The sequence below is a fragment of the Coprococcus sp. TM115-187 genome (genome assembly GCF_027679115.1).
Lineage (GTDB): Bacteria > Bacillota > Clostridia > Lachnospirales > Lachnospiraceae > Allocoprococcus > Allocoprococcus comes.
Window position 1 is genome coordinate 60,836 of record NZ_JAQEKS010000006.1, and the last position, 14,881, is coordinate 75,716.

Consider the following 14,881-nt stretch of genomic DNA (forward strand, 5'->3'; position numbering starts at 1 on the left):
GATGAATGGAACACCTTCCTCTTTTTGAATATTTAATTTTATCCGGTTAGATTTTTTCAAAGTCGCCGATCATGTCTTTGATCTCTTCCATGTGGCAGTCCGTCTCGCTTACGGTTTGTGCACATTTCAAAAGTTCGGCTTCGATGGCCTCGATATCTTTGTCAGCACCGATTGTTTTTTTGTAACGAAGTTGATGATCTACACTTGCCCAAAAATCCATTCCGATCGTGCGGATCTGGATTTCGGCGCGCATTGGAACTTTTCCCTCTGTAAAGAAAACCGGGATCTCAACGATCATATGATAGCTTCGATAACCGTTTGGCTTTGGTGCTTTTATGTAGTCTTTGATCTTAAGAACGGTAATGTCATCCTGTGAAGTGATCAGGTTGGCAATTGTATAAATGTCACTGATAAACGGGCAGATCACCCGGATTCCGGCGACATCGTCCAAATTCTTGACAATACTCTCCTCTGTAAATGGCAGATCACGTCTGCGCAGCTTTTCATAGATGCTGGCAGGACTTTTTACACGTGATTTGATAGATGAGATTGGATTGCGTCTGTTTACTGCTGAAAACTCATCATCAAGGACTTCCAGCTTTGTTTGGATCTCGCGGATCGCACAGCGATACTTCATCATCAGAACATCAAAGTTCTTATTATTATTGATAAAATCAGCCGGACTAATCGCATTTAGCCACTGTGATTCCAGCGCAGTGGGATGCTCAGAAGCCGGAATCAGGTTAAGTTGTGTCTCCATATGATTACTCCTCTTTATTCTGGTTGCTTATATTATTATAGCATATCTATGGTAAGGTGCATAGCATACAGAGTACGGAAATTGTTTTAAAAATAACAATCTTTTAAATGCTATGGAATCCTTTTCCGATGATCTCGCTGGTGTTGGAAATCAGAATAAAGGAAGAAGGATCATTTGTCTTGATAAAATTACGGAGTTTGATTGCCTGCTGACGGTTCAGCGCTGTAAAAATAATGTATTTATGTTCACCGGTAAAGGCTCCGTGTGCTTCACAGATTGTGGCGCCTCGGCCAAGTGAGTGGACGATGTAATCACAGATCGGTTCCGGATTACTGCAGACAACGTTGAAATATTTGGAAAGGTTCAGACTTTCGATAAAGCTGTCTACAAGGAAGGAACGGATGATCAGTCCGAAACAGGAATAAAGTCCTGTTTTTATGTCGAAGATAAAGAAACCTGCAACGGTGATCGCAACGTCTGAGCAAACCAGTGCACGTCCGATGTCAACACTTGTAAATTTTTTCAGGATCATGGCAATAATATCTGTACCGCCACTGGAAGATCCGATATTGAAGAGGATTGCAGAACCGAGTGCCGGGAGTGCAATCGCAAACATTACCTCAAGCATAGGCTGATTGGTAAATGGCTGGTTCATTGGAAAGATTCGTTCAAATAAAGAAAGCGCAAAAGAAAGCAGGACACTGCAGTAGGCTGTCTTTGCAACAAATTTTTTGCCGAGGATTATTGCGCCAAGAATCAGAAGTGACATGTTGGCAACGAATGAAAAGTCGGCAGCAGAAATAAGTCCGGTTTTGGCAATCAGTACGGCAAGACCGGTGATTCCGCCAAATGTGAAGTTGTTTGGAAACTTAAAAAAATAAGTCCCTACTGCGATCAGCAGAGTTGCTCCGCTCATTGCAGTAAAATTTTTGATTTTTTCTCTCATTTTATATTCCCCGATCGATTCATAAAGTTTTAGAAAACGGATGAAATACTGAAAAAATATCATCCGATTTCCGTTGGTATTGTAACGCCGAAAATGTATGAAGTCAACCGTTTTAGAGCATTTTCGCAATGTATACGATGATACGAAAATACGGGGATTTTCGTGCATGATACAGCGCCTGAAAGGACATACTAAAAGGCAAAAAGGAGGATGGATTATGGACCAATATATACCGGTTACAGATATTATTGCGCGGGAAATTCTGGACTCGCGCGGAAACCCGACTGTAGAAGTAGAGGTGCTTGCAGGGAGTCATTTTACAGGAAGGGCGATGGTTCCTTCCGGGGCATCGACAGGAAAATATGAAGCAATTGAGTTAAGAGACGGAAAACACCGCTATCAGGGACTTGGTGTCAGACGCGCCGTGGAGCATGTGAACGATCGAATCATCCGGGAAATTCTGGGAATGAACGTGCTGGAGCAGGCGAAGCTCGACCGAATGCTTCTGGAGCTTGACGGGACAGACAATAAGATCAATCTGGGAGCAAATGCAATGCTTGGAGTGTCTCTTGCAGCAGCAAGGGCAGCAGCAGATGCGCTGGAGATTCCGTTGTATCAGTATCTTGGCGGTGTAAATGCAAAGCAGATGCCGGTTCCGATGATGAATATCCTAAATGGGGGACGGCATGCGGATAATTCCATTGATCTCCAGGAATTTATGATCATGCCGGTCGGAGCAGTCTGCTTTGAAGAAGGACTTCAGATGTGCGCCGAGATCTATAAGATGCTTCGGGCGATTCTGGAAAAGTATGATTATCCGACCGCAGTCGGGGATGAAGGCGGATTTGCACCCAATCTGCCGGATGCGAAAGAAGCACTACAGATGATCATGCGCGCGATTGAAAAGGCAGGTTATAAACCGAAAGAGCAGATTGTGATCGCACTGGATGCGGCGGCGAGTGAGCTGTATGATAAAGAGAGAAAAGAGTATGTATTTCCGGGAGAGGCGAAGATGCACGGACATCGTGTGGCGCGATCGACGGAAGAGATGATTGATTACTATGAGGAGCTTGCAGGAGAATTTCCAATTATTTCCATTGAAGATCCGCTTGATGAAGAAGACTGGGGAGGTTGGGAGCTTCTGACGACGAGACTGGGACTGGATATGCAGCTTGTCGGAGATGACCTGTTTGTGACGAATGTGAAACGGCTGAACGCCGGCATTTTAAAGGAGATCGCAAATGCAATTCTGATCAAGGTGAATCAGATCGGGACTCTGACGGAAGCCATCGATGCGATCCAGATGGCGCAGAAGGCTGGTTATCAGGCAATTGTATCCCACCGGTCAGGAGAGACAGAGGATCCGTTTATTGCAGACCTTGCGGTGGCATTTAACACGGGACAGATCAAAACCGGAGCACCGTGCAGATCTGAGAGGGTGGCAAAATATAATCAGCTTCTTCGGATTGAGGAGAGACTTGGGAATATTGCCAGATATGAGAATCCATTTGTACGATTTTCATAAGATTTCCGGAAAACCCAGCTTCCGGGCAGGAGGTATTGAAAATAAAAGCAGTGCATGATATTATGCAGAGTATAAGAATGGGAAAAGGGATCACTTTCTAAGCGAACAGGGAGTGACCTCTTTTCGTGAGGATAATAAAAGGAGAACTGGAAAATGATCAGAAAAATAAAAGCAGAAGACAAAGAAATCTACATAAAAATGGCGCATGATTTTTACCGGATGCCAGCAGTGGATCATCCGGTTCCGGATTCTTATCTGGAAAAGACATTTGAAGAATGTCTGAAAAGTGATACCTATGCGGAACTGTTTATCCTGGAATGGGAAGGCAAGATCGCAGGCTATGGACTGATCGCCAAGACCTTTTCGCAGGAAGCAGGCGGGATGGTGTACTGGCTGGAAGAACTCTATATATTAGAGGAGTATCGTTCCAAAGGACTTGGAAGTGAGTATTTCAGATATATGGAAGAGCACAAAGAAGAGGGTGTGACAAGATTCCGTCTGGAAGTGGAAAAGGAGAATGAAAGAGCCTGGAAGCTGTATAAGAGACAGGGCTATGACTGGCTGGAGTATGATCAGATGATAAAAGAATTTTGCTAGAAAAATGTCAGAAAAAAGAAGAAGAAGTACTTGAAATGACTTTCTTTAAAAAAATGTAAAAAAATACTTGCATTTCTGTAAAGATTTGCTATAATAAGTTTGTTCGCTGTTGAGAACCAGAGCGAACAAACAGATGATGCGGATTGGTGTAATGGCAGCACAGCAGACTCTGACTCTGTTAGTAGAGGTTCGAGTCCTCTATCCGTAGTTCCTTAATTGAATAAGGACTTAACCGGACAGTTAGTTGTCCGGTACGGTTATCGGAGTGTGGCTCAGTTTGGTAGAGCGCTACGTTCGGGACGTAGAGGTCGCAGGTTCAAATCCTGTCACTCCGATTTGGTTTTCTGAAAATTTATAATGTTTTGTTCATTTCGATGGACAGAGATTAACAGATGATTGATGCGGATTGGTGTAATGGCAGCACAGCAGACTCTGACTCTGTTAGTAGAGGTTCGAGTCCTCTATCCGTAGTTTTTAATTGAATAAGAATTTAAGTTGGATATTCCGTTTGGAATATCCAATATATTTATTATCGGAGTGTGGCTCAGTTTGGTAGAGCGCTACGTTCGGGACGTAGAGGTCGCAGGTTCAAATCCTGTCACTCCGATTTTTGTATGTCTGAAGATAAGAATCTCTTTTGATGCAGATGTGGATTGAAGAATCCGGCTGTGTCAGAAGAGATTTTTATTCTTTCGTAACATTGTACGAAAAGGTGATGGAATCACAGGATGAGTTGTGATAAAATCGGGATAGAGCTGCTTTTGGGGAAAAGAATATGATTCTGACAGGCAGAGGAAAAAGATTGGAAAGAAGGAAAAGATGATGGAAAAATTTTCAGAGATGAAATATGTACGTCCAGATGGGGAAGCGTATATTCAGACCATCCAGAAAGAAACAAAGAACTTTAACGAGGCTGCAGATTTTGAAGGCGCGCATCAGGCATTTGTCGCAATCCTGAATGCAAACAGCCACTTTAATACGACACGCGTCATGGCAAGTATCCGCAACAGCCAGGATACCAATGATGAATTCTATCGAAAAGAGATGGAATATATTTTCGAGATCGAGCCACAGATTGATGTAGAAATGAAAAAATTCTATGAGAGTTATCTGAAGTCTTCTTACAGAACAGAGCTTGAAAAAGAGTTCGGAGAAGTTTATTCCAGACAGGCAGAGAACAAAGTCCGGCTTACCGATCCGTGTAATGCCGATCTGCAGATCCAGGAGAACAAACTGGTTCAGAAGTATTTCCAGGTTGCAGCGGCACCGGTTACAGATTTTCATGGAGAACAGCTTGGGTTCTATGGTCTGTTAAAGATGATGGAGGATACCGACAGAAGCATCCGTAAAGAAGCTTTTGAAAAGTGGGCAGAGCTGTATAAATCGATTTCGGATAAACTGGATTCCCTTTATACGGAACTGATCGGAATCCGTCAGCAGATGGCAAAGAACCTTGGATTTAATGGATATGCCGAGATGATGTATCAGAAGATGGAAAGATTTGAATATACGCCGGAGGATGTGGCAATATTCCGTAAGCAGATCCGGGAGCATATCGTACCGCTTTGTCAGAAACTTTATGAGGAACAGAAAGAAAGACTTGGCATCGAAGAATTAAAATACTATGACGAAAGTCTTACCTATCCGGATGGAAATGCAGTTCCGGAGGGAACGGAAGAAGAACTTCTGGAAAAGGCGAGAACCATGTATCATGAGCTTTCCAAAGAGACAGGAGAGTTCTTTGATTTTATGATGGAATACCGTCTGTTTGATCTGGAAGGAAGACAGGGAAAACAGCAGGGCGGCTACTGTGACTTTATGGAAGAATATAAGGCACCGTTCATTTTTGCAAACTTTAATGGAACCAATGCAGATGTCAATGTCCTTACCCACGAAGCAGGACATGCCTTTGAGGCATACACAGCGTCACGCAATATTCCGGTATTATCGCAGACATTCAGTACCGCAGAGATCAGCGAGATCCATTCGATGGCAATGGAATATTTCACATTGCCATGGATGCATCTGTTCTTCGGAGAAAATGCAGAAAAACAGAAAAAAGCATACCTGTGGGATTCGCTGGAAGCAATGCCATACATGGCATGCGTAGATGAATTCCAGCACCGTGTATACGCTGAAAATCTGACCGATGCAATGGAAAGAAGAAAAGTATGGCACGAACTGGAAAAAATCTATCTCCCATGGAGAGATTATGACGGCAATGAATTCTTGGGACAGGGCGGATTCTGGATGCAGAAACAGCACCTATTCATGTGCCCGTTCTATTATATTGATTACGCCGTATCCCGTGTAGGAGCCCTCGAATACTACGGAAAAATGCAGGAAGACCTGGAAAGTGCATGGAAAGATTACTACGCCCTCTGCCGCCAGGGCGGAAGCAAAGGCTACCACGAACTCCTCAGAATTGGAAACTTAAGCGACCCATTCAAAGAAGGAACCATCTACAACGTTCTGAAAAAATTGAACCTGATTTAAGTGAAAGAAAACTGAAAAAACATGATATCGATTACATAATCTTATTGCATGTATTGGAGGGACAAGGTATAATTTGCTTATAAGAGTATGGGATCGAAGATTATTATCTTCACAGCCTATAACTTTGCATCCAAGAGGATTATAAAGAGAGGAATCGAATATGGAAAAGATCTATGACGTAACCGCCTTAGGCGAACTGCTAATTGATTTTACAGAAAATGGAACAAGTGCACAGGGCAATCCGCTTCTGGAAGCCAATCCGGGAGGCGCACCATGCAACGTACTCGCCATGCTTGAAAAGCTTGGAAAAAAGACCGCATTTATCGGAAAAGTTGGAAAAGATATGTTTGGTGAGCAGCTGAAGAGAGCGGTTGAAGAAGTTGGAATCGATACACGGAATCTGGTAATGGACGAAGAGGTACATACGACACTTGCATTTGTACATACCTATCCGGACGGTGACAGAGATTTTTCTTTTTACCGGAATCCGGGAGCAGATATGATGCTGAAAAAAGAAGAAGTGGATGAAGATCTGATCCGTTCGGCAAAGATTTTTCACTTTGGAACCCTTTCCTCTACCCATGAAGGTGTAAGAGAAGCAACAAGATATGCAATTGACGTGGCAAAAGAAGCAGGATGTATCGTAAGTTTTGACCCGAACCTTCGCCCACCGCTCTGGAAATCATTGGATGATGCAAAGGCTGAGATCGAATATGGTCTTTCAAAGTGTGATATTCTGAAGATTTCAGATAATGAAGTGGAATTTCTTTTTGGAACAACAGATTATGATGAAGGAGCAAGACTGATCCGCGAGAAATATCAGATCCCGCTGGTTCTCATTACTCTTGGAAAAGACGGAAGCCGTGCATATTACAAAGACCTCAGGGTAGAAGTTACGGGATTTGTACAGGAGCATACGATCGAAACTACCGGTGCAGGGGATACATTCTGTGCCAATTCGCTGGATTATATTCTGGAGCATGGAATGGAAGATCTGACGGAAGAGGATTTAAAAGAGCTTCTCACATTTGCAAATGCGGCAGCTTCCCTGATCACCACAAAAAAAGGAGCGCTTCGGGTAATGCCGACCAGAGAAGAAATCCAGGAATTTATGCAGAATGCATAGAAAAGGAAGCGGAAAAGCAATATAAAATACCCTGTTGAGAGACAGAAGAGAATAACCTCTGCTTGACATCTTGTCCGGCAATGGGAAAAGGGTTGGCGCGGATTAGGCAGACAGCCACAGAGTAAAGAGAAAAATGTAATATAATAACCGGACAGATTAGTGATGAATCTGCCCGGTTATTTTAGTACATAAAATTTCATTGTAACTGTTCAGAGCCAACCTCCAAAATGCTACGCATTTCGTCGGTGTGGCGTATCCGCTAAATAAAATTTCAAAAACAGTCTTAAAAATGCAAGCATTTTACACATGTTTTATGAAATTTTATTTGGCTCTGAACAGTTACATTTTATTTTTTCTTGTTCCAGATATGAACCCCTGCAAGGATTCCACCAATATACAGGATACTGATGAGTACCGTCGGATTCTCATGCAGACTGTATACTACAGCTACAATTGCAGCAAGGATCACTGTCAGCATAAAGGCATTCATAATCCGTTTTTCGCGGATGTTGCGTTCCTGCACCTGGAGCTCATGACGCTTTTCTTCAAGCTTCAGATACTCAAGAAGCTGGTCATCCGGAATTTTTTCCAGGATATATTTTTCACGCAGATAGTTCAGTTCTTTTGCTGTATGGAAAATGTGGTGGTGGAAACTTTTCTTTTCTCCGGTAAACGGATCTTTTTCGGAATCGTCAGAAGATTTGAAATCTTCCGATGAAAAATCCGTGTAAGTATTCTTTTTTTCCTCAGATGAAATGGTTTCTGTTTCAGAGGAATCTGGTTCCGGAGCTGGAGCTTCTTTGGGTGGTACATCAGTGGCTGTATGGATGTCTCCGGATTCGGAAACTGGTTCTGTAGAAAGCTTTGGATCAGAATCGGCAGATTCTGAGAAAGCTAAAATTTCAGACATATCTTAACCTCCTTCGATCATGAAAATGATCGGTTTTCTTTTCTTATAGAATACCAGTTTCGTATAAAAATTTCAATCGACAGCGAGAAGGAAATGTCTGCTGAGGATTATAAGAAAATCTCATTTGGCTTTCGTCCAGATAACAGATTTTTCATTTTCAGAGATGCGGCAGCCAAAAAGACAGGGTTTAGCTTCCGGATACCTTTTGGACAGGCGGCGATACATCCCATACAACTGATACATTTGCTGCTATCGCCGGTTCGGATATTATTTTTATTGATTGCACCTGTTGGGCAGGCATCGGCACATTTTCCACAGCCAGTGCAGGAAGCACTTGCTTTTGGAACAACATTCAGGTTGCCAAGGCGTTTATACTCATGACTGCCAGGCACGAAATAATCAGTAGACAATTCTTTTTCAGAGGAAAGTTTTTCGAGTATTTCTTCTGCAAATTTCTTTAACTCTTTGCTATCTTTTTCGTCTGGTCGTCCACTGCCGAATTGGCGCATGATAGAATGTTCTGCAACAGCTGCAACGGAGGCGATAACATTGAAACCGCATAACTCGGCGGTATCTTTTAACTGGATCAGACCATCGTCATATGCGCGATTTCCATATACGGCAATAACTACACAATTTGCATGGTTCCCTTGTATCTCTTTCAGCCTTTCAATGGCGATATCAGGAATAACGCCTTCGAATACAGGAGCTGCGATGACAGCAAGTGAATCAGAAGGGACTGTTACATCTGAAAAGCTGACATCGTGCCGGATAAGATTCACGGTATTTGTAATATTTCCCAGATAGCAGCTGATCTGGTCTGCAACTTTTTTGGTCCCTCCGGTAGGACTAAATGTAATTTCTACAACTGGATATGTTTTCATTTTTTACTCCTTTGGTGTAATTTTTGAATTTACAACAAGACTATCATTTCATAGATGTAATGTCAATATTTACACCTATAGAAAAATATGATAAGCTAAAATGAAATCAAAGGAGGAAGTCAGAGTATGCAGTTATCAATAAGGGCATCGCTTGCAATCCATTGTCTGATACTGGTCAGCGAATTTGGAGAGACGGATAAGATCACAAGTGAAAAGATTGCTTTATCAACGGGAACGAATCCGGTAGCGATACGCAGTATCATGAGTGCTTTAAAAAAAGCTGGAATCCTTAATGTGAAAAACGGTACCGGTGGAACGACTTTAAATATGCCGCCGGAAGAAATTACAGTATACAGAATCTGCAATGCCGTGAAACCGCAGTTCTGTAAAAATATATTTCACGTACATACCAAAGCTTCTAAATTGTGTCCAGTTGGACGTAACATCCGGGCGGTTTTGCAAAACTCCTATTCTAAATTTGAATCTGCATTGGAAGACAGCCTGAAGACAGTTACGCTTGCAGATATGATCCGGGATTATCATATGCAGCTAGAAAAAGAGAAATAATCTTTGTCAGTTGGAATTGTCAAAAAAAGAAAAATTTTCTATAATAAAAAGTGGAATAAGGATGTGTATACAGCATTTTTTATTTAACAGGAAATTCTGAAGGAACTTCCTGTTAAATAAAAGGCACCGTGTGCCGGAGATGTGCACTCGCGCGAAGATGAAGGATGTCGCAAGCGGTCTACGCTCCGCTTCGGTCGTTGCTTAACGAGCACCACTGGCGCTCAGCAACGCGCTCGGCGCGAGAATGTGCCAAGGTACATTCTTTTTTTAAGAAAATAAGAGTACGAGGAACAAAGGATGAATGAAAAATTAAAAGAAATGAGAGAAGCATGGAAAAATCTGTATGGTTCATTGTTCAAATGGATCGTTTTGTCCGGGGTAATCGGAAGTCTCATCGGACTGATCGCCAGCGGATTTTCCTATGCGATTGTATGGGTGACTTCGTTTAGACAGGCAAATCCGATGATCATTCTTGGGCTACCGCTAGGAGGTCTTTTGATCGTCTGGCTGTACAAAATTACCGGGCAGGAGAAGAACTCTGGAACGAACCTGGTTCTGACAGTAGTCCGGTCGGATGAGGAAGAGGTTCCGGGATGGGTGACACCACTGATCCTGATATCGACAGCGATCACACATCTGTTTGGAGGATCTTCCGGACGAGAGGGTGCAGCGCTTCAGTTTGGAGCAAGTGTAGGAAATGTATGTGCGAAATATCTGCATTTGAATGAGAGTGACAAGAAGATCATCATTCTGGCAAGTATGAGTGCCGCATTTTCAGCACTTTTCGGGACACCGATGGCGGCGGTTGTATTTCCAATGGAAGTGATCAGTGTTGGTGTGATGTATTATGCCGCGCTGGTGCCATGTGTATTTTCTGCATTTGCCGCACAGGGGATTGCGCTGCTTCTGAAAGTGAGGACCGTTACTCCGCCGTATTTGGTAGAATCGGTTCCGAATTTTTACAGTGTGGATTCGATCAAAGCGATCATTCTGGCAATTGCGTGTGCGCTTGTCGGAGCACTGTTCTGTATTGTGCTGCATAATGGGGAACATTATCTGAAGAAATGGTTTCCGAATCCGTATGTGCGTGTGGTTGCAGGGGCAGCAGGAGTGATCATTTTGTATTTTGCACTCAGAACGGATGCCTATCTGGGGCTTGGAACAGGTGTGATCCAGGCAAGCTTTAAAGAGACGGCAGGACCACAGATGTTCCTTCTGAAAATGCTGTTTACGGCACTGACGCTCTGCGCCGGATTCAAGGGTGGGGAGATCGTACCGTCACTGTTTATCGGGGCGACACTTGGTTCTTTTATGTCTACGATCCTTGCAGCACCGACAGATATCTGTGCGGCATGTGGAATGGTTGGTGTCTTTTGTGCAGTTACAAACAGTCCGATCACATCTCTTTTGATTGCAGCAGAGTTGTTTGGATTTAACGGGATGCCGTTTTACTGTATTGTGGTTGCGGTAAGCTATCTGCTTTCCGGATATTACAGCTTATATAAGGAACAGAAAATTGTTTATTCCAAAACAGAGAATAAATACGTGGATAAACATACGAAATAATCAAAAAACAAAAAGAAACAAAGTGAATTGATGATTTAAAAGCAAAAAAGCTGACAATTAACGAGAAAAAATTAAAAATAGAAGAAAATACTTGAAAAAGTAAAGAACGTGTGCTAATATCTAAAAATAATTTAGTAAAGCAAAGCGATGAAAGAGACTCTTGCTTCTGGAACTTGACAGGAATACGGCGTCACCGACTGAGAGCGCTGTTTGAGGAATGAGGCGAAGGGAACACTCTGGAGCAGATTATCTGAATGGAAAGCACAGGTGCTTTAGTAGGGTAATACGGTTCATGCACGTTACGTATGTAAGAGAGGAATCCCAAAGGATTCAATGCGGGTGGTACCGCGGATCATCAGATTATCCGTCCCGGAATACGAAAAAGTATTCCGGGGCTTTTTTATTTCATAGGAAATTCCGAAGGAACTTCCTATGAAACAAAAGGCACTGCGTGCCGGAGATGCGCACTCGCACGAAGATGAAGAATGTCGCAAGCGACCGCGCTCGGCGCGAGAATGTGCCGAGGCACATTCTTTCTTAGTGCCATGTACATCAAAAAACAATCCGGAATACGAAGTTGACAAAAGCAAAACATATTTTAGGAGGATTGTGACATGGAATTTATGACAGGTGTAAAAGAAAAAGAAACGCTGGAGCTTAGTGGATTACTGGAAGAGGGAAGACTTGGAGAAGAAGTGAAGGTAAATGGAGCCGTTCATACAATTCGTGACATGGGAACAGTCGCTTTCGTGATTCTGAGAAAACGGGAAGGTCTGGTCCAGTGTGTATACGAAGAAGGCGTTACAAAATTTAACTTGAAAGATTTAAGAGAAGCCGCTACAGTAGAAGTAACAGGAAAACTGACCGAATCAGAGAAGGCACCGAACGGAATTGAAATCCGTCTGAGTGAGATAAAAGTACTCAGTATGCCAAAAGACAGCCTTCCACTTGCTGTTTCAAAGTGGAAACTGAACACTTCCCTGGAAGCGAAGCTGAACTATCGTTCCATTTCTCTTCGGAACGTAAGGGAAAGAGCGAAGTTTAAAATTCAGGAAGGAATCGTAAGAGGATTCAGAGAGTTCCTGTATAAAGAAGGTTTTACAGAAATTCATACCCCGAAGATCGGAGCAAAAGGAGCAGAAGGAGGATCTAACCTCTTCCGACTGGATTATTTCCATCGTCCGGCAGTGCTGGAACAGAGTCCACAGCTGTACAAACAGATGATGGTTGGTGTTTTTGACAGAGTATTTGAGACAGGGCCGGTATTCAGAGCAGAAAAACACAACACCAAGCGTCATCTGAACGAATATACCAGTCTGGATTTTGAAATGGGTTATATCGACAGCTTTGAAGATATCATGGTGATGGAAACGGGCTTCCTTCAGTATACGATGGAGCTTCTGAAAAAGGATTATGCGAAGGAACTTAAAATCCTGGACGTGACACTTCCGGATGTCTCTAAAATTCCGGCAATCCGTTTTGATGAGGCAAAGCAGAAGATTTCAGAAAAGTACGGACGTAAGATCCGCAATCCATTTGATCTGGAACCCGAGGAAGAGCATCTGATCGGACAGTACGCAAAAGAGGAATGGGGTTCTGATTTTGTATTTGTAACCTACTATCCGTCAAAGAAGCGTCCGTTCTATGCAATGGACGATCCACAGGATGAGAAATTCACACTCAGCTTTGACCTTTTGTTCCGTGGACTTGAGATCACGACCGGAGGACAGAGAATCCATGACTACGACATGCTGATGGAAAAGCTTGCAAAGCGGGGAATGACGGAAGAAGGACTGGAGACCTATCTGGATACATTCAAACATGGTATGCCGCCGCATGGAGGTCTTGGAATCGGAATGGAACGTCTGACAATGCAGCTTCTTGGTGAAGATAACGTCCGTGAGACAACCCTCTTCCCGAGAGATTTAAGCAGACTTACTCCGTAGAGACGAAGCTCCCTGGCTGGCAGGTAAAAAAGGAAGCTGACAAGAGGCAGCGGGGGAGGTCAAAATGAGACGAAGATGTTCCTTATGTGGAGGAAAATTAAACGGAAATATCTGCACAGAGTGTGGGCTTGACAATTCAAAGAATGACGATCAGTATGTGACACTTGGAAATTCCGGTCATGAAGAATCGCTGACACATATACATACGGAAGCGGAAAAGCCGTATGAAGGAAAGACCATGACTCGGGAAAATGTGCGTAAGGCGAAGAATGCAGATAAAAATGCAAAGAAAGCAGCTGCAAAAAAGGCGTCAAAGAATGCGGCATCAGGAAAAGTAAATCCGGCGGGGAATGGATATTCTGCAGCAAATGTGAGCTACAATACCGTAGGCACAAGCTATAGCCAGACAGGAAACCAGAGTTACAGTTATACATCATCTTCAATGCAACAACGCAGCAGACCGGTAAAAAAGAAAAGGAAGCTTGGAAAGTTTCTGATCGGCTTTGTGATCATTGCAGCATTTGCAGGTGAGCTTGGCGAAACGATCAGCGATGAAGTTCAGCATTATTTTGATGACTATACTCATGATGACAGTGACAGCTACACCGAGGAAGATCCATACAGTGATTTGCAGGAAGTGATGCCGGAAGAAGGAGAACTTTATGAAGTAGACCTGACAGCCGGAATTTATAAAGGCGGTGTACATCTTCCGCAGGGAACCTATACACTGACCTGCAAAAGTGGAAGTGGTCAGGTAGAGCTGACAGACAGCAAAAATAATATCTGGGTGCAGTACAATTTTGGTGATGACTACGATAATACGGAAGAAGAAGTCAGTGACTTTGAAGTATTTCCGGGATGTTATGTGATAGTAGAGGATACACTGGAGCTTCACATGACAGCAGAGAATGCACAGATGAATCTGACAGCAATTGCAAATCCGCTTACAGAATCGAAAACCGTATCGGATAAATTTACAGTAGGAAAAGACGTACCTGCAGGTGTCTATGATGTGAAATGTGTGGAAGGTTTTGGGATTTTTGATTACGACGTAACAGTAAGCGCCGGATACGAAAATTATATGGGAATGCTGATCGGTAATGAAGAGTCGGGATTTCCACAGGAGCTGAAAAATATTGTCCTGATCGATGGAACAGAAGTTGATCTGGAAGGACTTACAGTAGAACTTACACCGAGTGAGTGGATTGAATCGGAGGAGTACGAAAGCTTTTACGATAATTATTATTAGAAAGGACGAGTACAATGGCAAACAAGATTTCGGATGAAACAATCGAATACGTTGGAATCCTGGCAAAGCTGGAGCTTTCTGACGAAGAAAAAGAGCAGGCAAAGAAAGATGTGGAAACCATGCTTGATTATATTGATACCCTGAATGAACTGGATACAGAAGGAATTGAACCGATGTCACATGTATTTCCGGTAAATAATGTATTCCGTGAGGATGTAGTGACAAATGGAGACAATCACGAAGCAATGCTGGCAAATGCGCCGCAGCAGAAAGAACAGAGCTACAAAGTACCTAGAACATTCGCATAGG

At 43.0% G+C, this 14,881-nt stretch carries 13 protein-coding genes and 4 tRNA genes; 13 read left to right on the forward strand and 4 right to left on the reverse strand.

The genetic code is table 11. The annotated features are described in order from the left end of the window. Window positions 1-46: 46 nt before the first annotated feature. Window positions 47-760 (reverse strand): GTP pyrophosphokinase, encoded by a 714-nt coding sequence (locus PGW42_RS06350; RefSeq protein ID WP_243006456.1) that lies wholly within the window; start codon window positions 758-760, stop codon window positions 47-49. A gap of 103 nt (window positions 761-863) precedes the next feature. After that, window positions 864-1,706: a YitT family protein gene (locus PGW42_RS06355; RefSeq protein ID WP_270203706.1), complete on the reverse strand. Its 843-nt coding sequence runs from the start codon at window positions 1,704-1,706 to the stop codon at window positions 864-866. A gap of 217 nt (window positions 1,707-1,923) precedes the next feature. On the opposite strand from PGW42_RS06355, the gene eno reads away from it, so the two are divergent. The 8 genes from eno to PGW42_RS06395 all read left to right on the forward strand — a co-directional run bounded on the left by eno (window position 1,924) and on the right by PGW42_RS06395 (window position 7,450). Beyond that, a complete protein-coding gene (gene eno, locus PGW42_RS06360) occupies window positions 1,924-3,231 on the forward strand; it encodes a phosphopyruvate hydratase (RefSeq protein ID WP_118199723.1) in 1,308 nt (435 codons plus the stop codon). Between the two features lie 153 nt (window positions 3,232-3,384). Next, a complete protein-coding gene (locus PGW42_RS06365; RefSeq protein ID WP_055156049.1) occupies window positions 3,385-3,828 on the forward strand; it encodes a GNAT family N-acetyltransferase in 444 nt (147 codons plus the stop codon). Window positions 3,829-3,965: 137 nt separating this feature from the next. Continuing rightward, a tRNA-Gln gene (locus tag PGW42_RS06370) sits at window positions 3,966-4,036 on the forward strand. 53 nt (window positions 4,037-4,089) lie between these two features. Continuing rightward, window positions 4,090-4,163 (forward strand) — tRNA-Pro (locus PGW42_RS06375). A gap of 65 nt (window positions 4,164-4,228) precedes the next feature. Next, window positions 4,229-4,299: transfer RNA gene (locus PGW42_RS06380), tRNA-Gln, on the forward strand. 62 nt (window positions 4,300-4,361) lie between these two features. Beyond that, window positions 4,362-4,435 (forward strand) — tRNA-Pro (locus PGW42_RS06385). A gap of 212 nt (window positions 4,436-4,647) precedes the next feature. Continuing rightward, window positions 4,648-6,324 (forward strand): M3 family oligoendopeptidase, encoded by a 1,677-nt coding sequence (locus tag PGW42_RS06390; protein ID WP_270203287.1) that lies wholly within the window; start codon window positions 4,648-4,650, stop codon window positions 6,322-6,324. A gap of 160 nt (window positions 6,325-6,484) precedes the next feature. After that, window positions 6,485-7,450 (forward strand): carbohydrate kinase family protein, encoded by a 966-nt coding sequence (locus tag PGW42_RS06395; protein ID WP_270203288.1) that lies wholly within the window; start codon window positions 6,485-6,487, stop codon window positions 7,448-7,450. A gap of 346 nt (window positions 7,451-7,796) precedes the next feature. Here PGW42_RS06395 and PGW42_RS06400 read toward each other — a convergent pair whose 3' ends face one another. After that, entirely contained in the window at window positions 7,797-8,360 is a 564-nt protein-coding gene (locus tag PGW42_RS06400; protein WP_117823833.1) for a hypothetical protein, read from the reverse strand. 107 nt (window positions 8,361-8,467) lie between these two features. Then, the gene (locus PGW42_RS06405; RefSeq protein WP_270203289.1) at window positions 8,468-9,244 is read right to left on the reverse strand and encodes a 4Fe-4S binding protein; all 777 of its coding nucleotides are present in this window, start codon (window positions 9,242-9,244) and stop codon (window positions 8,468-8,470) included. Between the two features lie 126 nt (window positions 9,245-9,370). Between PGW42_RS06405 and PGW42_RS06410 the strand changes: the two genes are divergently transcribed. From PGW42_RS06410 to gatC, 5 genes are all read left to right on the forward strand, one after another. Beyond that, window positions 9,371-9,811 carry an Rrf2 family transcriptional regulator gene (locus PGW42_RS06410; protein WP_117823835.1) on the forward strand — a complete coding sequence of 147 codons (441 nt, stop codon included), beginning with the start codon at window positions 9,371-9,373 and terminating at the stop codon, window positions 9,809-9,811. Between the two features lie 297 nt (window positions 9,812-10,108). Then, on the forward strand, window positions 10,109-11,377 hold the full coding sequence (locus tag PGW42_RS06415) for a chloride channel protein (RefSeq protein WP_270203290.1): 1,269 nt from the start codon (window positions 10,109-10,111) through the stop codon (window positions 11,375-11,377). 614 nt (window positions 11,378-11,991) lie between these two features. Further along, entirely contained in the window at window positions 11,992-13,323 is a 1,332-nt protein-coding gene (aspS, locus tag PGW42_RS06420) for an aspartate--tRNA(Asn) ligase (RefSeq protein ID WP_270203291.1), read from the forward strand. 64 nt (window positions 13,324-13,387) lie between these two features. Beyond that, window positions 13,388-14,572 (forward strand): hypothetical protein, encoded by a 1,185-nt coding sequence (locus PGW42_RS06425; RefSeq protein WP_270203292.1) that lies wholly within the window; start codon window positions 13,388-13,390, stop codon window positions 14,570-14,572. 14 nt (window positions 14,573-14,586) lie between these two features. Beyond that, window positions 14,587-14,880 carry an Asp-tRNA(Asn)/Glu-tRNA(Gln) amidotransferase subunit GatC gene (gene gatC / locus PGW42_RS06430; protein ID WP_117823839.1) on the forward strand — a complete coding sequence of 98 codons (294 nt, stop codon included), beginning with the start codon at window positions 14,587-14,589 and terminating at the stop codon, window positions 14,878-14,880. The last annotated feature ends 1 nt before the right edge of the window (window position 14,881 follow it).